The organism is Neobacillus niacini (assembly GCF_048572935.1).
GTDB classification, from domain to species: Bacteria; Bacillota; Bacilli; order Bacillales; family Cytobacillaceae; genus Neobacillus; species Neobacillus niacini.
On record NZ_CP183883.1, the window covers coordinates 1550001 to 1571348 of the forward strand.

Here is a 21348-nt window from a genome sequence, read left to right on the forward strand (position 1 = left end):
TAGCTCAGTTGGTAGAGCATCTGACTTTTAATCAGAGGGTCGAAGGTTCGAGTCCTTCATGGCTCACCAAGTTTTTTTGCACTAGCAAAATAATCTTCCTTTTCGCGATAGGGAAAGTAACTTTCCATTTGCGCTAGCAAAATATTTTCAATAATGCGGGTGTGGCGGAATTGGCAGACGCACCAGACTTAGGATCTGGCGCCGCAAGGCGTGGGGGTTCGACTCCCTTCACCCGCACTTACTTTTTTTGAAAGCAAAATGTATTTAAATAATGCGCCCGTAGCTCAATTGGATAGAGTGTCTGACTACGGATCAGAAGGTTATGGGTTCGACTCCTTTCGGGCGCGCCATATTTTGCGGGAAGTAGCTCAGCTTGGTAGAGCACTTGGTTTGGGACCAAGGGGTCGCAGGTTCGAATCCTGTCTTCCCGACCATTCTAGGAAATTAAATAGATATGGGGCCTTAGCTCAGCTGGGAGAGCGCCTGCTTTGCACGCAGGAGGTCAGCGGTTCGATCCCGCTAGGCTCCACTTATTCGGAGGAATACCCAAGTCCGGCTGAAGGGATCGGTCTTGAAAACCGACAGGCGGGTTAAACCGCGCGGGGGTTCGAATCCCTCTTCCTCCGCCATTCATGTAAGTTATTTAGTAAAAACATTGGTCCGGTAGTTCAGTTGGTTAGAATGCCTGCCTGTCACGCAGGAGGTCGCGGGTTCGAGTCCCGTCCGGACCGCCATTTTTATATCAGTAGGTAACTCTACTGTTGATATAGATATAGATTGTATGGCTCAGTAGCTCAGTCGGTAGAGCAAAGGACTGAAAATCCTTGTGTCGGCGGTTCGATTCCGTCCTGAGCCATCGCTTTTTTTTTATATGGAGGGGTAGCGAAGTGGCTAAACGCGGCGGACTGTAAATCCGCTCCCTCAGGGTTCGGCGGTTCGAATCCGTCCCCCTCCACCAAAGATTTTTGCGAAGCAAATAACCAAGTTATTTTCGTTAGAAAGTCACCAAAGTTTTTTTGCGAAGGTAAAAATAACATCATGGCGGTTGTGGCGAAGTGGTTAACGCACCTGATTGTGGTTCAGGCATTCGTGGGTTCGATTCCCATCAGCCGCCCCATTTTTTTAGAATTAGGAAAGCTCTTTAATAGTTAGGCAGCATAGCCAAGTGGTAAGGCAGAGGTCTGCAAAACCTTTATCCCCGGTTCAAATCCGGGTGTTGCCTCCAAATTTTTATATGCGGGTGTAGTTTAGTGGTAAAACCTCAGCCTTCCAAGCTGATGTTGTGAGTTCGATTCTCATCACCCGCTCCAACTTAGGGCCTATAGCTCAGCTGGTTAGAGCGCACGCCTGATAAGCGTGAGGTCGATGGTTCGAGTCCATTTAGGCCCACCAGAATTTTTTACTAAGCAAAATGATTAAACTTTTTATAGCATAATAATTCAACTTTTGCGAAGAGTAATAATTAGAGTTGTTACAACAGAAAAATAACTTCCTATTATTCCGCAGTAGCTCAGTGGTAGAGCTATCGGCTGTTAACCGATCGGTCGTAGGTTCGAGTCCTACCTGCGGAGCCATCTTTAAAGCTAAGGACGGTTTATAGCCGGGTCCTTTTTATCTATATTTCTACATACATACAACCACCTTTAAGGAAATAACCATTTTCTTAAAGGTGGTTTTTCTATGTAGAAATACCACCTTGGTTGTAGTTTAAACAAGAGCTTAAAAAGTAAAACGACGCTCATTAGAAGCGTCGTCAGGCTGTCGAGAAAGTCTCGACAGCTCTTATTTTGATTATGAATGAACAGGGACTAGTACATTTATCTTCAAGAGCCTGTGTTGAGGACAAATCCTTACTTGGTGCTCATGCAATTTGTCCTTAAGCCCCTGTATTGAGGACAATCCTTTCCTGGTGCACAGCCGATTTGTCCTCAAAGCACATAAAAGTAAAAAATTGCCGAGAAAGATACCTTTCTCGACAATTTGAGACGACGCTCATTGGAAGCGTCTTTTTGTACTAAAAATTTTTCAAACTCAAAAATATATATTTGATAACTCCTTCAGGAATGGTGCACGCTTCTTTTATTGCCCCTTTGTACCTCGACTTCACTTTTTAAACCTTTCACTAAGGAGAAGCACATGACGATCAGGATGATCGCAAAAGGCAGGGCAGCTGCAATGGAAGCTGTTTGCAAAACATTTAAACCGCCAGCTAAAAGCAATACTGCAGCCAATGCGGATTGAATGACACCCCAAGTCATTTTTATTTTATTAGAAGGATTTAATGTTCCGCCTTCACTTAACATCCCCAAAACAAAAGTGGCTGTATCAGCGACCGTTATATAATAAATAGCTACAACTGCAAATCCCAATATACTTAACACTGAACTTAATGGCAGATAATCAAAAAAGGTAAAGATAGCTAATGAAACATTTTCAGTAATATTTTTTGCCAGGTCATGGTTTCCTGTGTTTTGGACAAGCTCAAGCGCAGCGCCTCCAAAGATCGACATCCAGAGACATGTTCCAAGAGTAGGAACAACCAGTACGCCAATAACAAATTCTCTTACTGTTCTTCCTTTTGAAACCCTGGCAATAAACATACCAACAAATGGGGCCCAGGCAATCCACCATGCCCAATAAAATAGTGTCCATGACGCGATCCATTCCCCTTCTCCAAAGGGCTTTAATCTTAAACTCATATGTATAAAGTCACTAATATAAAGACCCGTTGTATTAAAAAATACTTTAATGATAGTCACCGTTGGACCAACAATCAAAATCAGTAGCATAATCGCAAAAGATAGGATCATTGCGGCATTGGATAAGTACTGGATACCTCTTTCTAATCCTGTATTGATGGAAATTATAAAAATAACTGTCGCGACAACAATCACAATCATTTGAACATATAACTGATTGGGAACACCGAATAGGTCATGCATTCCGGCGGTTACCTGCATAGCACCAAGTCCTAAAGAGGTTGCGATTCCAAAGACTGTTGCAAAGATAGACAGAATATCAATTGTTTTTCCAATCGGTCCGTATATTCTATCTCCTAAAATCGGATGGAATGCCGAACTTATGGCAGCCGGCAGCCTTTTGTTATATTGAAAAAAGGCAAGGGCTAAACCGATCACTGTGTAAATGGCCCATGGGTCCAGACCCCAATGAAAAAAGGTATATTTCATAGCGGTATTGGCGGCGTCAATTGTATAACCTTTTCCATAGGGAGGGGAAGTGTAGTGCGTGACAGGCTCGGCGACACTCCAGTATACAATTCCGATTCCCATCCCAGCACCGAATAACATCGCAAGCCAAGAAGCGGTGTTAAAATCCGGTCGGTCTGTTTTCTTGCCCAGCCGAATATCACCATATTTAGAGAACAATAAATAGATGGAAAAGATCACAAAGAAGAGGGTAGCACCAAGATACACCCACCCTAGGTAATCAATTGAACCATTATAGATTATATCGGTAACTTTGGAGAGATTATCAGTAAAAAAGACTCCCCAAACAATAAAAATGAGTGTAAGTAATAATGAAATAATAAAAACACTGTTTCCTGCGTTCTTTTTGCTGTCCATAGAAACCTCCTAGTAAAGCTTGGTATCAGGTAGTATATTGTAGTACATCACTTATCAAGCAGGTTATATAGAAATTCCCACTTTTCTGTGTTCATCAACTCTTCTTGGGTAATCTCTAATCCTCCACCAAGGAAAACGGTTTGGTCTTTGATTCCGACTACCATTGCTTCAAATAATGAGTTCTTGTCTTTCTTTTTATAGATGTCTCCTAACGATGGCAGTAGATCACTACTGAGCACCCCTAGGGTTCCGATATCCTCTAGGCTCTCTTCCTCAGTATTTTCCTTGTCTTTATAATCGATAGGGCTGCTGTTAGCACCACGCCCAGGTACCATCAATAAATATTCATTATGCTTAACTCCGTGAGAATTACTCGTGATTACCCCTTTATTATCCGCCGTTTCAACCAATTCAATTTCATTTAATGTATAGGTATCAAGAGAATCAGGCATTGGATTGTGAATTAAAATATAATCTCCTGCTTCTGCATTTCGGTCTTTTCTGAGCGTATATGCCTTATGGTTAAAAATAAAACTGTCAGATTCCTTAGGTTTGTATCTTTCTACACTCGCCGCATTGGTTATATGTTGTGTTAAATCCCTAAGCTTAATAAGGTGCACGGACAGTTTATACATCGGTTTTACACCATAAACCTTATGCAACTCATTGTTAAAATAAACAAATTGTCCCTTTCTTACTTGATAAAGTTTCACGGACCAATCTCCCTTCACCAACAATAGTTAATCACTTGAAGAATATTTAATGCTAATATTATAGGTTGTCTTATAATGGAAATTACTATTCTGATTAGAAGGGGAGGACAGGAAGAGAATGTGGAAAGAGAAATCTGGAAGTGTCTGAATGTCAGACTTATTCTGCCTAAGCAAACAAAAAAAGCCGCTGCACTATCTAAATCAATAGTACTGCGACTTTCTATAGTTGAGGTACAGTGTAAAACTTTTATAAAGGAATGTTCATTAATTTCGAATAAGATAATCAAATGCACCTAATGCAGCAGTCGCACCTGATCCCATCGAAATGATGATTTGCTTATAAGCACTATCGGTACAGTCGCCTGCGGCAAAAACGCCAGGGATGTTTGTAGCACCATGCCTATCAACAACGATTTCGCCAAAGCGGGTGCGTTCAAGCGTATCGCCTAACCAATCAGTGTTTGGTACAAGTCCGATTTGAACAAAGATACCCTGCAATTCAATATGCTTCTCTGCTCCAGTTTCACGGTTAATGTAGGTAATACCATTTACTTTGTCAGTACCGGTAATTTCCTTTGTTTGAGCATTCGTAATAACCGTTACATTAGGCAGGCTGTTAAGACGATCTTGCAGGACAGAATCAGCCTTTAGCTCTGGAGCAAACTCAAGAACTGTGACATGATTTACAATACCTGCCAGGTCAATGGCTGCTTCAATACCGGAATTACCGCCGCCGATTACAGCTACGTCTTTTCCTGCAAACAATGGACCGTCACAGTGTGGGCAGTAGGCTACACCTTTGTTCTTGAACTCAGCTTCACCCGGGACACCAACATTACGCCAGCGGGCACCTGTTGAAAGGATGACAGCTTTGCTTTTTAGAATCGCGCCATTTTCAAGTTCGATTTCAACTAAATCTTTCTTTTCTAAACGCTTTGCACGCTGTAAATTCATCACATCAACATTGTATTCTTTGACATGTTCTTCAAGGCTAGCAGCGACTTTTGGACCTTCTGTATATTTCGTACCGATAAGGTTCTCAATTCCCATCGTGTCCATCACTTGACCGCCGAAGCGTTCAGCCACAAGACCTGTGCGAATGCCTTTTCGTGCCGCATAGATCGCTGCACTAGCACCAGCTGGTCCTCCACCGATTACAAGCACGTCGAATGGTTCCTTATCAGATAGTTCGGATGCGTCTACACCAGAACCCATCTTTGCAAGGATTTCATCCACCGTCATCCGGCCGCCGCCAAAGTTTTCTCCATTTAAGAAAACAGTTGGAACAGCCATGATGTTTTTGCCTTCAACCTCTTCTTTATAAGCTGCTCCGTCAATCATGGTATGAGTAATACCAGGGTTGAGAAGGCTCATTAAGTTAAGGGCTTGGACCACATCAGGACAGTTGTGACAAGTCAAGCTGATGTAGGATTCAAAGTGATATTCACCTTTAATCGCTTTAATTTGATCAATGACTTTTTGTTCTACTTTAGGGGCTCTTCCGCTAACTTGCAAGAGAGCCAAAACCAATGAAGTGAATTCGTGTCCTAGAGGGATACCAGCAAAAGTTATGCCAGTATCTTCGCCGATACGATTTACACTAAAGCTTGGTGTTCTTTCTAATACTGTGTTCTCAACCTTAATGTTGGTGGACATGGCAGCTAATTCGTCTACTAACAGCAACATGTCGCGCGATACATCGTCGGATCCTGCGCTGACTTTTAGAAGGACTTCGCCTTCCATCAAATTAAGATATTGGGATAACTGAGCTTTAATATCTGCATCTAGTAACATGAAATCTACTCCTTAAATTTTTCCTACTAGGTCAAGGCTTGGCTTAAGTGTTTCAGAACCTTCTTGCCATTTAGCTGGGCAAACTTCACCTGGATTGTTGCGAACATATTGTGCTGCTTTAATTTTGTTAACAAGTGTGCTTGCGTCACGGCCGATACCGTCTGCGTTGATTTCCATCGCTTGTACTACGCCGTCTGGATCGATGATGAATGTACCACGTTGTGCAAGACCTTCTTCTTCATCAAGTACATCAAATGCGCGAGTAAGTTTTTGAGATGGGTCACCAATCATAGTATATTGAATTTTGCTGATAGCAGGTGAGTGATCGTGCCATGCTTTGTGTGTGAAGTGAGTATCAGTTGATACAGAATAAACTTCAACACCAAGGTCTTTTAATGTTGCATATTCATTTTGCAGATCTTCTAATTCAGTAGGGCAAACGAATGTAAAGTCTGCTGGGTAGAAGCAAACTACACTCCATTGACCTTTAAAGTTTGCATCTGAAACAGTGATAAAATCTCCATTTTTGTACGCGTTAGCTGTGAATGCTTGTACTTCTTTACCGATTAATGACATATTGATTTCCTCCTGAAATGTTTTTTGAGAATTGTTAACATCAAATACTAATAACTAAATTAGAATAATTCTAATACAATGTTTATTATTATATAAAAGAGCCTACTTGTCAACCAATATGTTTTATTTTTTCCATGCATTGTTTCAAGGGTATTCTATGTCATGCAATCGCCTCCAATTTCATCAGCAAATTCTCAAATAAGACTGTTTTTCTCATTAAATAGATAATTAGATGATAATATGGGAGGTGAATTAGTATTACTTCTTATAAAAATGATATATTTATAGCAGCTCTTTAGTAGCATAGATAGATTGAAAAGAGGGGTCTATATGAGATTTTTAGATCAATCCTTGGCTCAGGAAATTGTGAATCGAACAATGGATATTATAAAGCGAAATATTAATGTCATGAATGAGAAGGGTGTAATTATTGGTTCAGGCGATAAAAAAAGGATTGATTCTATTCATGAAGGAGCCATTAAGGTAATAGAAAGCCAATCGGGTTTTGAAATTAATGAATTTGAAGCGCAACAACTTCACGGGGTTAAAGAGGGGATTAACCTGCCGATTAACTTTCATGATAAAGTTGTGGGAGTCATTGGGATTACAGGGAAACCCGAGGAGATTCGAAACTACGGAGAATTGGTTAAAATGGCGGCAGAAATGATTCTTCAGCAAGCTGTTCTTATCGATGAAATGCAGTGGGATGAACGCTTAAAAGAAGAATTAACCAGCCAGTTACTACAAGGAACGGAGAAATTAAATTCATTATATTTTGAAAGGATGAAACGACTCGGAATTAACTTAGATATTCCACGAGTTGCTATTATTCTAACGGTTGAAAACCAACCAAACGGGTATAAATGGATTCGCGATAAACTGGAAAAAGACGACTTATATGTCATGCACCCGGACCATATCGTTCTATTAAAAAAAGTGGGGATGACGGAAACAGAATGGGATTATTCCCAAACTGTAAATCAAATGGAAAAATGGGCTGCTGGATTAGAAAAATATCAACGGATACATTGCAAAATAGCAATAGGAAGCTGGCACCCTGCTTTAGAAGGGCTTTCTGAGTCTTATCGAGATGCAGTCTATACGTTGAATGCGGGTGAGAAACTTGACCCTCATAAAACCATTTATTTTTTTGATGAATATAAATTGCCCATTTTTCTTGCACGAGCTAATCAACTTGGGATTGGGGGAGAGATTGGTCCATATTATCAAAAATTAAAGAAACAAGATAAAAAAGGGGAATTGTTGGAAACATTGATGGTGTATGTTGAGGAAAATGGAGATGTCAATAAAGTGGCGGGAAGGCTCTTTATTCACCGGAACACCCTTAGATACCGGTTGGAACGGATATCTGAATTGACAAACAAGGACCCGCGTAATATTAAGGATTTACTTGAGCTCTATCTTTCTATTTTGCAAAACAAAATTAAATAAATTTGTGCAAATGCACAAAAAGGCTTAGTTCTTCTAAGCCTTTTTTTAATAGACTGAACAATGTAATTAAGTAGGGAAACGCTTACAATGAATGTACATCAATTAAGGAGGGACTCACACATGGATCCACAAATTCAAGTAAGCGCTTTAGGTGCAGTAATTGCACTTGTTGTTGCCATTGTACTAATTTTAAAGAAAGTATCTCCTGCCTATGGAATGATTGCCGGTGCGTTGGTCGGTGGTCTTGTCGGAGGAGTCGATATAACCAATACAGTAACATTAATGATGGAAGGTGCTAAAGGAATTATTCCAGCTGTATTACGTATTTTAGCTGCAGGTGTTTTAGCTGGAGTTCTGATTGAATCAGGTGCTGCGGCCGTAATTGCTGAAACGATTGTAAAAAAATTAGGAGAAACAAGAGCATTACTTGCTCTAGCTATCGCAACGATGATTTTAACAGCAGTTGGTGTTTTCATCGACGTTGCTGTTATTACAGTGTCACCAATTGCTCTAGCAATAGCTAAGAGAGCAGGAATTTCAAAAACGGCTATTTTACTAGCAATGATAGGCGGCGGTAAAGCGGGTAACATTATGTCACCAAACCCAAATGCCATTGCTGCTTCCGATGCTTTTCATGTTCCATTAACATCCATTATGGCCGCAGGTATTATTCCAGCCATTTTCGGACTTGTCGTAACGTATATGATTGCTAAAAAACTTGTGAAAAAAGGCTCGCCTGTTCAAATGCAAGAGATTCAAACTCATAATGGCGGGGCGCTTCCGTCCTTCTTAGCAGCCCTAATTGCCCCGATTGTAACGATTATATTGTTAGCCTTAAGACCATTGTTCGATATTAATATCGACCCATTGATTGCCTTACCTGTTGGTGGTATTTTGGGGGCAATTGTAATGGGAAGAGGAAGAAAGATAAACGACTATGCTATTTCAGGCTTAGGAAAAATGTCTGGTGTGGCGATTATGCTTCTTGGGACAGGTACACTAGCTGGAATTATTGCTAATTCTGGATTAAAAGATGTTTTAATCGAAGGATTAAATGCAATTGGACTTCCAGGTTATGTGCTTGCGCCAGTATCTGGTATTTTCATGTCTGCTGCAACGGCTTCTACAACTGCGGGTACAGCTGTAGCCAGCCAGGTATTTAGTTCAACGATTTTAGGTATGGGTGTTTCTGCTATTGCGGGTGCTGCTATGATTCATGCGGGTGCAACGGTTCTAGACCACTTGCCACACGGAAGTTTCTTCCATGCAACAGGTGGAAGTGTCAATATGGAAATTAAAGAACGTCTAAAAGTGCTTCCATACGAAACACTCGTAGGTTTAACGTTAGCAATCATTTCTACTTTAATTTATGGTGTATTTCATATATTTGGATAACATCCAATAGATAGGAGAGGGAAGAAGATGAAGATTGTCATTGCGCCAGATTCCTTTAAAGAAAGTTTATCAGCACTAGAGGTCGCGGAATCAATTGAAAAGGGCTTTAAAAGGGTAATTCCTGATGCTGAATATATAAAGGTTCCAATGGCTGATGGCGGCGAAGGTACAGTACAGTCCCTAGTCGACGCCACCAATGGTAAAATCATTTCAAAAACAGTAACAGGGCCCCTAGGCGAACCAGTCGATGCTTTCTTTGGAATTCTTGGAAATAAAACGACAGCTGTAATCGAGATGGCCGCTGCCTCAGGTTTACACCTTGTACCTAGAGAGAAGCGAAATCCCCTCATCACTACAACTAGAGGGACAGGCGAATTAATTGCTGCCGCTCTCGATTACGGTGTTAACCATATCATTATTGGTGTAGGCGGCAGTGCAACAAATGACGGCGGTGCAGGAATGGCGAAAGCACTTGGGGCACTTTTACTTGATGAGAATGGAATAGAAATCGGTGAAGGAGGCGGCTCTCTTTGTGATTTAGCCTCTATCGACCTCTCAGGATTTGACCCGCGGTTAGCAACTATTAAAATCGAAGTTGCATGTGATGTTGATAATCCGCTGACGGGGGATAAAGGAGCAGCTGCTATCTTTGGACCTCAAAAAGGGGCTACTGCTGAAATGGTAGCACTATTGGATCTGAATCTTGGTCATTATGCATCGATTATTGAGCGAGATCTTGGTGAAAAAATAAAAGATGTACCTGGGGCCGGTGCTGCAGGTGGTCTTGGGGGAGGTTTACTAGCCTTTTTGCCCTCCGAATTGAAGCGAGGAGTCGAAATTGTCATTGAAGCTACTGGCCTATCTCAAATCGTAGAGGAAGCAGATTTAGTCATAACTGGAGAAGGTAAGATTGACGGCCAAACCATCTTTGGCAAAACTCCAATTGGTGTTGCTAGAACGGCTAAAAAATATGGAGTCCCTGTTATTGGAATTGCTGGAAACGTATCAAAGGATAGTGAAGTTGTTCATGAACATGGCATTGATGCCATCTTCAGTATCGTCCCTGGTGTCATTTTATTAGAAGATGCGTTTAAACATGCAGAAGAATACGTAGAGAGAACTTCTGCTAATATAGCTGCTGTTTGGAAAATGAAATAAACAGGTTAAGGAGTCTCGTAACTAAATTTAAAAGGCGGCCTTTTACTGAAACTATAAAAAAGACCCAATCAAAAGTGTTTCATTACTTTTGATTGGGTCTTTTTTACTTTTAATTATTCGCTGACTACTTCAAAAACGCCAGTTTAAAGCTATACTGCAGCCAAAGCGAGGTTACGCGTTATTTTTAAAATCTTGTATACTATATACTTCCTTAAATTCCATCCAGTTCATTTTTCGTTTCAAATGTTCACGAAAAGAATGGGTGCACCTATCTTGAGAATGATAATAGAGCAATGAAATATAACTTTGCAGTCGAACGTCTACCTTAAAATAGTATTGATGGTTTTTTGTTAATACAGGGATATCCATGACTTTGATTTTCTGTCCAAAACTATTTTTGAACTCAAGGCTTTTACATAACAAACTATCATCTTCTTTTTCCAATTTCTTTCTATTATACCTTATTAACGGGATAAAGCGTCAAAAGATTGTTGCTATTTAATGGAGATATTTTTTAGGTAAGCTCTGTTATGATGCTTGTTTATGGTAGGAGGATTCATAGGCGGAGAATTTCCGCTTAATATATATAGAGGCAGTTTAGAAGAAGATATAAGCGGAGATATTTCGGTTAACTGCTCTAAATAAGACAAAATCCAAAGATTTGGATCAAATAACCGGAAAAGCTTCCCTTATTTTAACGAAATATGGGTATTTCTCAATTTAAACGGAAATTCTCCGCTTATTTTCCAAATATAGTGAAATCAACATCAGACGTTCAACAAAGCTTTTATATAAAAAACCAGATTCATTTTCAGAATCTGGTTTCACTAACGATTTATGCTAGTCTCATTTTAAAATCTTGATAGCCGAATTCCCGAACGATACGACAGTCGCCGTCTTTATCTTGAACCGCTATTGCTGGTAAAGGCATACCATTAAAGGTTGTGTTTTTTACCATTGTATAGATGGCCATATCACCGAAAACTAAACGATCGCCGCTTTTTAAGGGCTGGTCAAAAGAATAATCGCCGATAACATCGCCTGTCAAACAGGTTTGTCCGCCAAGACGATATGTATATGGCTTTTCGCCTGCTTCTCCTGATCCAAACAATGGAGGACGATAAGGCATTTCTAATACGTCAGGCATATGACAAGTTGCTGAAGTGTCAAGAATCGCAATATCGATTCCGTTACGATGTAAATCAAGGACAGAAGTGATTAAATATCCTGCATTAAGCGCAATGGCTTCACCTGGCTCAAGATATACCTCTAATCCGTATTTCTCCTGCATTCTTCTGATACAGTTTTCCAGTCTAGGAATATCGTAATCTTCTCTAGTGATATGGTGTCCGCCGCCAAAGTTAATCCATTCCATTTGCGGAAGCCATTGTCCAAATCTTTCTTCGACTGCATTTAAAGTTGTCTCTAAATCATCAGAGTTTTGCTGACAAAGGGTATGGAAGTGCAATCCAGAAACACCTTCTAGCAAATCAGGACGGAAATCTTCTTGTTTTACACCGAATCTAGAACCGGTTGAACATGGATCATAGATTTCATGTCCCACTTGCGTAGAACATTCAGGATTGATACGCAGCCCTACTTTTCTGCCAGCTGCAAGTGCTTTATCTTTAAACTTTTCCAGCTGTGAAAAGGAATTAAAAATAATATGATCACAAATGGAGATAATTTCATCTATTTCATCCGCACGGTAGGCAGGGGCAAAGACATGATTCTCTTTGCCCATTTCTTCGTAACCAAGACGTGCCTCATATAATCCGCTTGCTGTCGTTCCGCTTAAATACTTTCCAATGAGGGGATACATTGTTGTCATAGAAAATGCTTTTTGTGCTAAAACAATTTTAGCTCCTGTACGTTCCATGACGCCGTTCAGGATTTTTAGGTTCTTCTCTAGAAGACCCTCATCCACTACATAACATGGTGTTGGTAATTCTTCGAACCGCATCTTATCGAGATAACTCCAACTCTTTTTCTTTCACTGGCTCATCAACTAGAACCGGATTGAAGTCCTCTACCCATGGAAGTCCCCATTTGTTTAACTCTTCCATGAATGGATCTGGATCAAACTCTTCGATGTTAAATACGCCTGGTTTATTCCACTTGCCAGTCATTACCATTGCAGCACCGATCATCGCTGGTACACCTGTTGTATAAGAGATCGCTTGAGAACCTACTTCTCTGTAGCACTCTTGGTGGTCACATACGTTGTAAACATAATATGTTACAGGCTTTCCGTCTTTTTTACCTTGGAAGATACAGCCAATATTTGTTTTACCAACTGTACGTGGTCCAAGAGAAGCTGGATCTGGTAAAACAGCTTTCAAGAACTGAAGCGGAATAATTTGCTTTCCTTCGAATTCGATTGGCTCGATTGAAGTCATTCCTACATTTTCAAGCGCTTTAAGGTGTGTAATATAGCTTTGGCCAAATGTCATGAAGAAACGGATACGCTTAAGGCCAGGCATGTTTTTTGCAAGAGATTCAAGTTCTTCATGGTAAAGCAGGTACATATCTTTTTGGCCAACTTCAGCGAAGTTATATTCGCGTTTGATTTCCATTGGCTCCGTTTCAACCCATTCACCGTTTTCCCAGTAACGGCCGTTAGCAGATACTTCACGGATATTGATTTCAGGGTTGAAGTTTGTTGCGAACGGATAGCCATGGTCGCCGCCGTTGCAGTCAAGAATATCGATATATTCGATTTCATCGAAATAATGTTTTAATGCATATGCAGAGAATACTCCCGTTACACCTGGGTCAAAGCCGCTGCCTAAAAGAGCTGTAATTCCAGCTTTTTCAAAGCGCTCTTTGTAATCCCATTGCCATTTGTATTCAAATTTTGCTGTATCTTCTGGCTCGTAGTTAGCTGTATCCATGTAGTGAGTCTTTGTTGCAAGACAAGCATCCATGATTGTTAAGTCTTGATATGGTAATGCTAAGTTCATCACGATATCTGGTTTTACTTCGTTGATTAACGCAATTAACTCTTCAACATTATCTGCATCTACTTGAGCAGTAGTAATTTTCGTCTTAGTTGTGCCATCTAATTTTGCTTTTAATTCATCGCATTTTGATTTTGTACGACTTGCAATACAAATCTCTTCAAATACGTCACTGTTTTGAACACATTTATGAACTGCAACTGAAGCCACGCCGCCGGCGCCAATAATAAGTGCTTTTCCCATTCTCCTATCTCCCAACTAAATAGATTTTTTCCAAACAAAAAAACAAGTGCAAAAAACGCGTATGAGGCGCACAACACTTGTTTCGATAATCTAATCAATATTAATAAGCACAGTAATCCGCAACACACGGATACCCTCGCATAAAAGTCATAGGACATTATGAAAGAAAGCTCCTTAATATTCAAGATATATCTATAGGATCAGAGTCTATATAGCAAATAATTACTTTTACTACTCTTATTGACCGTTTCACAAGTTGTGTGCATCGCGCACTGGTTGTAAAGTAACCAACTTATAAAATTTGAGCTTTTAACTCAATCAATAAGGCAACTAAAGTTGCCAATCGGCATTTGACCCGGCTGTCCGTATGGCCTTAACTTTCAGAGAAAGTGGTCAAAAATTATCTGCTGGAAAGACTCAAGATATATTGAATAATAGCTTTCCAATAACGCTATTTCATATTAGCAGAATATAAATAGCGCCGCAATAGAGAATTTAAATTTTTTTTTAGGATATTTCTTCCTCATTTTGCTAGTATTATTTTATCCTCAGTCTACAGATACTTTAATAAGAGCTTAAGCCTTATTCAGCAAGGCATCCTTGAGTTCAAAAAACACTACAACTCCTTCGGCGAGGAAGGTTTTGCAGTGTTTATATGGTTAGTTTATTATCGTTACCTTTACTTGTTTTCTTCCAAAATCAATTGCTTCTTGTTTCGAAGGGATAAAGATATCGATTTTATTTCCTTTAATCGCGCCGCCCGTATCTCCGGCGATTGCTTCACCGTAGCCTTCCACATAAACTTTACTGCCGAGCGGTATAACACTAGGGTCAACGGAGATGACCTTTTGATTCGGGTTAGCTAAAAGGTTAATTCCAGTAGCCGTAATACCGGAACAGCCTTCACAAGTGGCTGTATAGGCGGTCGCTTCTACTGTAATTTCCTTCCCGCTTGGTGCAGCAGCTTCTGTTGCAGGTACACTTTCAACCGGTGCTGGCGCTGGTGTTTCTACCTCAGGTGCGCTTTCAGTGGAAACTTCCACAGCTGGTGCAGTTTCCGGTTGCGGTTGTGCTTCGGTCTGTTGTGGTTGTTCTGTTAAAACGATATTCGTAGTTTTTATACCTTCAAAGATTACTAGATTTAAACCAGGATGAATTAAATCCGTATGTAATTGGTTCCATTCTTTAATTTGCGAAACGCTTACCTGGTGATCGATGGCTATATCCCATAATGTGTCGCCTTTTATAACCGTATAGTGTTTTTCCGGTGCGACAGTTAGTACATCCCCTGGATGAATAAGGTCTGTGGTAAGTTTATTTAACTTTTGGAGATTTTCTAGTGACATGTTATTTGTACGTGATAGAGCCCAAAGCGTATCTCCCTTTTGTACGGTGATACTCTCAGCATGTACATTAGCACTTACAGTTACTGAGAGTACAGCAACTGCTAAAATTGATACAAATTTCTTAAGCATTCTTTTACCCTCCATGTTCTTTGGTTGCTAATTTTTTACCATCGTAACATAGAATTTTCTGAGAAAAAGAACAGGGAGGTGTTAGTTCGGTTACATCTGTCTCAATTCTATTGCAATAATATTTCTGTCATTTTGTAATTAGAATGTAACGGTGTGAAGTCATTTAAGAAACGAGTTCTTTAGGTTAAAATTCAAATTGTTTATTTTTAACTATATAGCTTTTAATTTTTCGATTGATTCATTTAATAGGAAGAGTGTTGTCTATTTTTCTCTTAATTCGTTATATTCCAATAATTAGTACTATCCAATCTTTCTGAATTTATGATATATTAGAAAAGTCATTTTATAAACTAGAGCAATCAACTTAATATGGGGAGTGTAGAAAATGAAAAAATTGAGCTTATTTGCGTTGTTTTTGGTTCTAACTCTTTTTATCGCGGCATGCGGGACCGATAAAACGGCGAGTGAAAGTGGTAAAAGTGAAAAAGTATATAAAGTTGGTGTAGATACAACCTATCCTCCGTTTGAATTTAAAGAAGGAGACGAGTATAAGGGTATCGATATCGAATTGATTAATGCGATAGCAGAAAACCAAGGGTTTGAAATCGAACTTTCGCCAATGGACTTTGGTGGAATTATTCCAGCTATGCAAGCTAACCAGCTTGACGTGGCGATTGCTGGAATGAGTATTACAGAAGATAGAAAAAAGATCGTAGATTTCTCTTCACCGTATTTTGACGCAGGATTAATCGTCGTTGTTAAAGATGATAATTCAACGATTAAATCCGTTGATGACCTTAAAGGGAAAAAAGTCGCTGTTAAAAAAGGTACGTCAGGTGCGAAATATGCAGTTGATAATGCTTCAAAATTAGGAATTGAAATTGTTCAATTTAACGATAGTCCTGCGATGTTCCAAGAAGTATCGAATGGAAATGCAGACGCCCTAATTGAAGATTACCCTGTTATCTCTTATGCCATTGCCCAGAAGGATCTAGGATTAAAACTTGTGGGAGATCGTTTAAATGGAGATCAATACGGAATTGCTGTATTGAAAGGTGAAAATAAGGATTTATTAGAGAAAATTAACAACGGACTTGAAGAGCTTAAAAAAGATGGAACGTATGATAAAATTTTAAAAACGTATCTTGGTGAATAAAATTATAGGATAAGGCGTGCTTAAAGCAAGCGCGTCTTCTTTTTGAAAGGGGATGATTGGAATGGATATTATTTCTGCAGCTTTGCCGATGTTACTAAAAGGACTTCAAGTAACACTATATATATTTGTGATCGCTATTATCATAGGTTTTTTAGTTGGTTTAGTAATCGCCTTATTCCGATTGGCACCAATTAAGATCCTGAATTGGATTGCAAAAATCTATGTGGATGCCATTCGAGGAACGCCATTTATTGTGCAATTGTTTTTTATCTACTTTGGTTTAAATTCACTCCAGATTATTTCCTTAAACAGTACGACAGCCGGTATTATAACAGTTGCCATTAATGCAGGGGCCTATTTTGCTGAAATTATAAGGGCTGGTATCCAATCGATTGATAAGGGACAAACGGAAGCGGCAAGATCGATTGGCTTTACTGGTGCCCAAACCATGCGTTTTATCATTCTTCCACAGGCTTTTAGAAGAATGCTCCCAACCATCACGAATCAATCCATCATCAGTTTAAAAGATACTTCGCTTTTATCGGTCATTGGTATTGCCGATTTAACACAGCAGGGTCAAATTCAAGCCTCGGCTACATTTGAAGCTTTTAAGATTTGGCTGGCTGTAGGTGTCATTTACTTCATCATCATTTACTTGTTAACACTTCTTGCTAATTTTGTTGAGAGGAGGTTCCAACTTCGATGAGTATGATCACGGTAAAAAACTTGAGAAAATCATTTGGTAAGCTAGAGGTTTTAAAGGACATTAATGCCGAAGTGAAGGAAAAAGAAGTTATTTGTGTTATCGGACCTTCTGGTTCAGGTAAGAGTACTTTCCTACGCTGCTTAAATCGCTTGGAGGAGATAACTGGCGGTCAGGTAGTGATTAATGGACATGATATAACGGACAAAAAGGTCGATCTTAACAAGGTTAGACAAGAGGTTGGAATGGTATTTCAACAATTTAATCTATTCCCACATAAAACCGTTTTAGAAAACATCACATTGGGACCTATTAAGATTCATGGTTCAGAGAAAACAGCAGCGGAAAAATTAGCACTTGAGTTACTAGATAAAGTAGGTCTTAGAGAAAAAGCCAATAGCTACCCGGGCGAGCTATCTGGGGGACAAAAGCAGCGTGTTGCGATTGCTAGGGCTCTAGCTATGAATCCGAAGATTATGCTTTTTGACGAGCCGACTTCTGCACTTGATCCGGAAATGGTCGGTGATGTATTAGAAGTTATGAAACAGCTTGCGAAAGAGGGGATGACAATGGTGGTTGTTACCCATGAAATGGGCTTTGCACGAGAAGTGGGAGACCGTGTTATTTTCATGGATGGCGGCTATATTGTCGAAGAAAATGAACCGAATGCTTTATTCGGCAACCCTCAGCATGAACGAACGAAAGCATTCTTGAGTAAGGTGCTATAGTTTCTATATGAAAAGGATGGTGCAGTTTTGCACCATCCTTTTTATGTTGTGGTACAGTAGTGAAAAATGTCGATCAAGGACAAATCAGGATAGTTTACGTTAAGATTAGTCCTTCATAAGCGTGATGAAAGACAAAACAGGAGAGTTCCTAGTAAGATTAGTCCTTCATAAGCGCGATGAAAGACAAAACAGGAGAGTTCCTAGTAAAATTAGTCTTTCATAAGGTCGATGAAGGACAAAGCAGGATAGTTCCCGAAAAAATTAGTCCTTCATAAAGATTTTCGAGTAAAAAGCGAAGGAAACATTAGAGAGATTCTTTAATTTTCTCAATCATTTCCTTATATTCTTCGTCTGTTAAATATATTTTCTCCGGATTCATTACAAAAGTTGAACCCCAATCTGCTTTACCCTCGTATTTCGGCACAATGTGCATATGTAGGTGATGCATTTTATCGCCATAAGCCCCATAATTTATTTTTCCAGGTTGGAAAGCTTTGTCCACAGCGGCTGCAACTTTCTTCACATCGTTCATATAAGCAGCTAACTCTTGGCTATCTAGTTCATATAGTTCTTTTACATGATCTTTATATACGACATTACATCTGCCTGTATACGTTTGTTCTTTAAAAAGAAAAACTGTAGAAACCTCGAGCTCGCAGATTTCAATCATAATGTCGTCCCGTCTTTCATCCTTCATGCAATACATGCAATCTTTGTTTAACTCCATCTTTTTCATCCTTATCTGTTTATGAATTTGATTCTACCTTTATTCTACCCCTAACAAGATTAAAAGTAATTGTCTCAAAGTGTCGACTTTCATGAGCAAGGGGAAATGATTGCAGAAAATTAGGGGAAATCACAGCCTTTTCTCGACAAAAATTTCCTAGGAAACAATCCAAGGTTTGTTTTCCAAAAGGGCTGGCATTCATTTTAATCAATCGTTTGTTTAGCGGAAGAGGAAAGCGGATGGAGGAGAAAGATGTCTAATCGTTGTTTTCTAATAACAAATGGATACCGCCTTATGACGGTATCCATGGTGAGATTAATTCGTTAAGATTCCATTGATTTTTTCTAACGTATCACTTGATAGTTTGACTCCAGACGCTTTTATCGTTTCTTGCAGCTGTTCTGGCCGGCTTGCACCTACTAGGGCACTAGCTACATTAGGTTGACGCAGAATCCATGCGATAGCAAGCTGAGCTAATGTTAGGTCTTCCTCATAGGCTACAGTTCTTAATTGTTCCACTTTATCTAGATTTTGCTCTGTGAGAATATGGGACATGTTTGTGTTCACTTGCGCGGCACGGCTTCCTTCTGGGACGTTTTCGCCCTTTTTGTATTTTCCTGTCAGCACACCTTGTGCAAGCGGGGAGAAGACAACTTGACCAATCCCGTGTTTTTCGCTGACAGGGATAATTTCTTTTTCAATATAGCGCTGCAGCATGCTGTAATTTGGTTGATTCACGACAATACGGTCTAGTAGTTTCTTATCCGCAAGGTGAACGGCTTCGGTGATTTGTTCTGCTGTCCACTCGCTAACGCCAACATATAGAACCTTTCCTTGCCGGACCAAATCATCCAATGCCCTTAGCGTTTCGTGTAAGGGTGTTTCTGGGTGGTAACGGTGGCAGTAGTATATGTCGATATAATCCATTCCAAGACGCTTAAGACTCGCATCACATTGCTCGATTATATGTTTACGTGATAAGCCCTGATCATTTGGACCGTCACCCATTTGGCCAAAAACCTTTGTTGCTAGTACATAGGAGCTCCTTGGATATTTGCTTAATGCCTTGCCGACGACCTTTTCCGCTTCGCCGCGTATATAAACATTGGCAGTATCAAAAAAGTTTATCCCTGATTCGTATGCAAGATCAATAGAGGATACGGCATTTTGTTCTTCAACATACCCGCCATATGTAAGCCAGCTTCCTAAACTAATTTCACTAACCTTTAAACCGGTATTGCCTAGACGACGATATTGCATGTACTAATTCCCCCCGTCAATTTGATTACTTAATATTGGTACTATACCATAAAATGGGTTTTTATGGGTGGCCGAGTACTTATTTAAAATGGATAGAGGCTGAAGTGACCGAAAGGCATATAGAAAAAGCATTTGGGTCAAAGCAGGAAGTCTGGAGTGACCGAAAGAAAAAGAGGCACAGTCCATTAAGACCATGCCTCTACATCTACACTAAATATTACTTCCGCAGCGAAGACAAGAAAACGTTTTGTGCTGCAACAACACCCGCCCCGGGCTCAAATACATAGGAGAAGTCCTGTAAAGCTGCTTCGATCAGAGAAACGGCTTGAAGGATGTCACTTGGGAAGCAGTAGCCCATATGCCCGAACCGGAATATTTTGCCTTGGAGGTGACCAAGTCCGCCGGCAAAATCAAGGTGATATTTCTCCTTTAAATGACTAATAAACGAGGGCAAATCGATTCCTTCAGGACCGTATATCGCGGTAATGGTTGGAGACGCATACTCATCAGATGTTAATAGTCCGATAGAAAGGGCCTTCATCGCCTCACGAACCATATTCTTCATGAGTTCATGCCTTGCAACAGTTTGTGAAAATCCACCTTCCTCATCAATCAAGTCACAAACAGCCGACAGTCCCATAATCAATGAGATGGCAGGAGTGTTAGGCGTCATTCCTTTTGCAGCCCACTCGCGATAACTGAGTAAATCTAAGTAATAGGCAGGTTTAATCGTTTCCTCTATCACTTTCCATGCCCTTTCACTTACGCTTAAAAGTGCAAGACCAGGAGGAAGCATCATCGCTTTTTGTGAACCGGTTACAAGAATATCGATTCCCCATTGGTCCATTTCTGCAGGAGCTCCGCCAATGCAGCTGACTCCATCAACAATAAATAGAGCGTCGGTATGCGTACGAACAACCTCTGCTAATTTTTCAACGGGGTTAAGGATTCCTGTTGAGGTTTCGTTATAGGTGGCAAAAACCGCCTTTATATTCGATAAAGGTTTAAGAAACTTAGTAAGATCCTCCGCGGTACAAGCTTCACCCCAACTTTTTTCGAGTTTATGTACTTTAAACCCGTATTTCTCACAAATAGATACGAAATAATTGCCAAAGGCACCAACGGTGATCACCACGACTTCTTCCCCAGGGGAAACGGTATTTACGGCTGCTGCTTCTAAGGCTGCTGTACCGCCCGATGGGAGAAGTAGGATATCTTGTTGTGTTCCGAAAATCGGTTTCACACGGTTGGTTGTTTCTTGATATAACTGTACAAACTCTCCTGTGCGATGGCTAATCATGTCCTGGTTCATAGCAAGCTGCACCTTTTTAGGTATTGGAGTCGGTCCTGGATGTCTTAAAATATTTGGATACATACTTTTCCCTCCATTTTATCGGTAGTTTGTAAAACTTGAGGACTGTATT

General features: G+C 40.1%; 17 protein-coding genes and 14 tRNA genes (1 of these 31 cut by a window edge). 20 read left to right on the forward strand and 11 right to left on the reverse strand.

Translation table 11 applies throughout. From position 1 onward, the window contains the following. From ACN6MT_RS07350 to ACN6MT_RS07415, 14 genes are all read left to right on the forward strand, one after another. A tRNA-Lys gene (locus tag ACN6MT_RS07350) sits at positions 1 to 69 on the forward strand (it extends 7 nt beyond the left edge of the window). Positions 70 to 155: 86 nt separating this feature from the next. Further along, positions 156 to 237, forward strand: a tRNA-Leu gene (locus tag ACN6MT_RS07355). Positions 238 to 273: 36 nt separating this feature from the next. Then, a tRNA-Arg gene (locus ACN6MT_RS07360) sits at positions 274 to 350 on the forward strand. A gap of 7 nt (positions 351 to 357) precedes the next feature. Continuing rightward, a tRNA-Pro gene (locus ACN6MT_RS07365) sits at positions 358 to 434 on the forward strand. Positions 435 to 456: 22 nt separating this feature from the next. Continuing rightward, positions 457 to 529 (forward strand) — tRNA-Ala (locus ACN6MT_RS07370). 7 nt (positions 530 to 536) lie between these two features. Next, positions 537 to 629, forward strand: a tRNA-Ser gene (locus ACN6MT_RS07375). A gap of 28 nt (positions 630 to 657) precedes the next feature. Next, positions 658 to 734 (forward strand) — tRNA-Asp (locus ACN6MT_RS07380). A 49-nt stretch (positions 735 to 783) separates the two neighbouring features. Then, positions 784 to 856 (forward strand) — tRNA-Phe (locus tag ACN6MT_RS07385). 17 nt (positions 857 to 873) lie between these two features. Continuing rightward, positions 874 to 958, forward strand: a tRNA-Tyr gene (locus tag ACN6MT_RS07390). An 83-nt stretch (positions 959 to 1041) separates the two neighbouring features. Continuing rightward, positions 1042 to 1117: transfer RNA gene (locus ACN6MT_RS07395), tRNA-His, on the forward strand. Between the two features lie 34 nt (positions 1118 to 1151). Further along, positions 1152 to 1225 (forward strand) — tRNA-Cys (locus ACN6MT_RS07400). Between the two features lie 11 nt (positions 1226 to 1236). Continuing rightward, positions 1237 to 1310 (forward strand) — tRNA-Gly (locus ACN6MT_RS07405). A 5-nt stretch (positions 1311 to 1315) separates the two neighbouring features. Beyond that, positions 1316 to 1392 (forward strand) — tRNA-Ile (locus tag ACN6MT_RS07410). A 107-nt stretch (positions 1393 to 1499) separates the two neighbouring features. Then, positions 1500 to 1574, forward strand: a tRNA-Asn gene (locus tag ACN6MT_RS07415). Between the two features lie 483 nt (positions 1575 to 2057). On the opposite strand, the gene ACN6MT_RS07420 is transcribed toward ACN6MT_RS07415, so the two are convergent. The 4 genes from ACN6MT_RS07420 to ahpC all read right to left on the reverse strand — a co-directional run bounded on the left by ACN6MT_RS07420 (position 2058) and on the right by ahpC (position 6667). Next, positions 2058 to 3584 carry a glycine betaine uptake BCCT transporter gene (locus ACN6MT_RS07420; RefSeq protein WP_419955340.1) on the reverse strand — a complete coding sequence of 509 codons (1527 nt, stop codon included), beginning with the start codon at positions 3582 to 3584 and terminating at the stop codon, positions 2058 to 2060. A 47-nt stretch (positions 3585 to 3631) separates the two neighbouring features. After that, positions 3632 to 4297, reverse strand: coding sequence for a hypothetical protein (locus tag ACN6MT_RS07425; protein WP_419955341.1), 666 nt, complete (start codon positions 4295 to 4297; stop codon positions 3632 to 3634). Positions 4298 to 4561: 264 nt separating this feature from the next. Beyond that, a complete protein-coding gene (gene ahpF, locus ACN6MT_RS07430) occupies positions 4562 to 6091 on the reverse strand; it encodes an alkyl hydroperoxide reductase subunit F (protein ID WP_419955342.1) in 1530 nt (509 codons plus the stop codon). Between the two features lie 12 nt (positions 6092 to 6103). Continuing rightward, the gene (gene ahpC / locus ACN6MT_RS07435; RefSeq protein WP_034673780.1) at positions 6104 to 6667 is read right to left on the reverse strand and encodes an alkyl hydroperoxide reductase subunit C; all 564 of its coding nucleotides are present in this window, start codon (positions 6665 to 6667) and stop codon (positions 6104 to 6106) included. A 330-nt stretch (positions 6668 to 6997) separates the two neighbouring features. Here ahpC and ACN6MT_RS07440 point away from each other — a divergent pair, with 330 nt between their 5' ends. The 3 genes from ACN6MT_RS07440 (at position 6998) to ACN6MT_RS07450 (ending at position 10672) form a co-directional block, all read left to right on the forward strand. After that, on the forward strand, positions 6998 to 8119 hold the full coding sequence (locus ACN6MT_RS07440; protein ID WP_419955343.1) for a sugar diacid recognition domain-containing protein: 1122 nt from the start codon (positions 6998 to 7000) through the stop codon (positions 8117 to 8119). Between the two features lie 120 nt (positions 8120 to 8239). Then, a complete protein-coding gene (locus tag ACN6MT_RS07445; protein ID WP_419955344.1) occupies positions 8240 to 9514 on the forward strand; it encodes a GntP family permease in 1275 nt (424 codons plus the stop codon). 27 nt (positions 9515 to 9541) lie between these two features. Continuing rightward, positions 9542 to 10672 (forward strand): glycerate kinase, encoded by a 1131-nt coding sequence (locus ACN6MT_RS07450; protein ID WP_419955345.1) that lies wholly within the window; start codon positions 9542 to 9544, stop codon positions 10670 to 10672. A gap of 171 nt (positions 10673 to 10843) precedes the next feature. On the opposite strand, the gene ACN6MT_RS07455 is transcribed toward ACN6MT_RS07450, so the two are convergent. The 4 genes from ACN6MT_RS07455 to ACN6MT_RS07470 form a co-directional block, all read right to left on the reverse strand. Next, a complete protein-coding gene (locus tag ACN6MT_RS07455) occupies positions 10844 to 11041 on the reverse strand; it encodes a DUF2535 family protein (RefSeq protein WP_419956404.1) in 198 nt (65 codons plus the stop codon). A 466-nt stretch (positions 11042 to 11507) separates the two neighbouring features. After that, positions 11508 to 12635, reverse strand: a complete 1128-nt coding sequence (nspC, locus tag ACN6MT_RS07460; RefSeq protein ID WP_419955346.1) for a carboxynorspermidine decarboxylase — start codon at positions 12633 to 12635, stop codon at positions 11508 to 11510. Position 12636: 1 nt separating this feature from the next. Continuing rightward, complete coding sequence (locus ACN6MT_RS07465; RefSeq protein WP_419955347.1) at positions 12637 to 13875, reverse strand: saccharopine dehydrogenase C-terminal domain-containing protein; 1239 nt, start codon at positions 13873 to 13875, stop codon at positions 12637 to 12639. A gap of 659 nt (positions 13876 to 14534) precedes the next feature. Beyond that, entirely contained in the window at positions 14535 to 15350 is an 816-nt protein-coding gene (locus ACN6MT_RS07470; protein WP_419955348.1) for a LysM peptidoglycan-binding domain-containing protein, read from the reverse strand. 385 nt (positions 15351 to 15735) lie between these two features. Between ACN6MT_RS07470 and ACN6MT_RS07475 the strand changes: the two genes are divergently transcribed. The 3 genes from ACN6MT_RS07475 to ACN6MT_RS07485 all read left to right on the forward strand — a co-directional run bounded on the left by ACN6MT_RS07475 (position 15736) and on the right by ACN6MT_RS07485 (position 17937). Next, complete coding sequence (locus ACN6MT_RS07475) at positions 15736 to 16506, forward strand: transporter substrate-binding domain-containing protein (protein WP_419955349.1); 771 nt, start codon at positions 15736 to 15738, stop codon at positions 16504 to 16506. 61 nt (positions 16507 to 16567) lie between these two features. Further along, positions 16568 to 17212: an amino acid ABC transporter permease gene (locus ACN6MT_RS07480; RefSeq protein WP_419955350.1), complete on the forward strand. Its 645-nt coding sequence runs from the start codon at positions 16568 to 16570 to the stop codon at positions 17210 to 17212. Then, entirely contained in the window at positions 17209 to 17937 is a 729-nt protein-coding gene (locus ACN6MT_RS07485) for an amino acid ABC transporter ATP-binding protein (protein ID WP_419955351.1), read from the forward strand. Before ACN6MT_RS07480 ends, ACN6MT_RS07485 begins: the two co-directional genes overlap by 4 nt. A 304-nt stretch (positions 17938 to 18241) precedes the next feature. Here the strand turns inward: ACN6MT_RS07485 and ACN6MT_RS07490 are convergent, their stop codons facing one another. The 3 genes from ACN6MT_RS07490 to ACN6MT_RS07500 form a co-directional block, all read right to left on the reverse strand. Continuing rightward, complete coding sequence (locus ACN6MT_RS07490) at positions 18242 to 18664, reverse strand: HIT family protein (RefSeq protein ID WP_419955352.1); 423 nt, start codon at positions 18662 to 18664, stop codon at positions 18242 to 18244. A gap of 315 nt (positions 18665 to 18979) precedes the next feature. After that, positions 18980 to 19924 carry an aldo/keto reductase family protein gene (locus ACN6MT_RS07495; protein ID WP_419955353.1) on the reverse strand — a complete coding sequence of 315 codons (945 nt, stop codon included), beginning with the start codon at positions 19922 to 19924 and terminating at the stop codon, positions 18980 to 18982. A 217-nt stretch (positions 19925 to 20141) separates the two neighbouring features. Next, positions 20142 to 21299 (reverse strand): pyridoxal-phosphate-dependent aminotransferase family protein, encoded by a 1158-nt coding sequence (locus ACN6MT_RS07500; RefSeq protein WP_419955354.1) that lies wholly within the window; start codon positions 21297 to 21299, stop codon positions 20142 to 20144. Positions 21300 to 21348 lie beyond the last annotated feature (49 nt).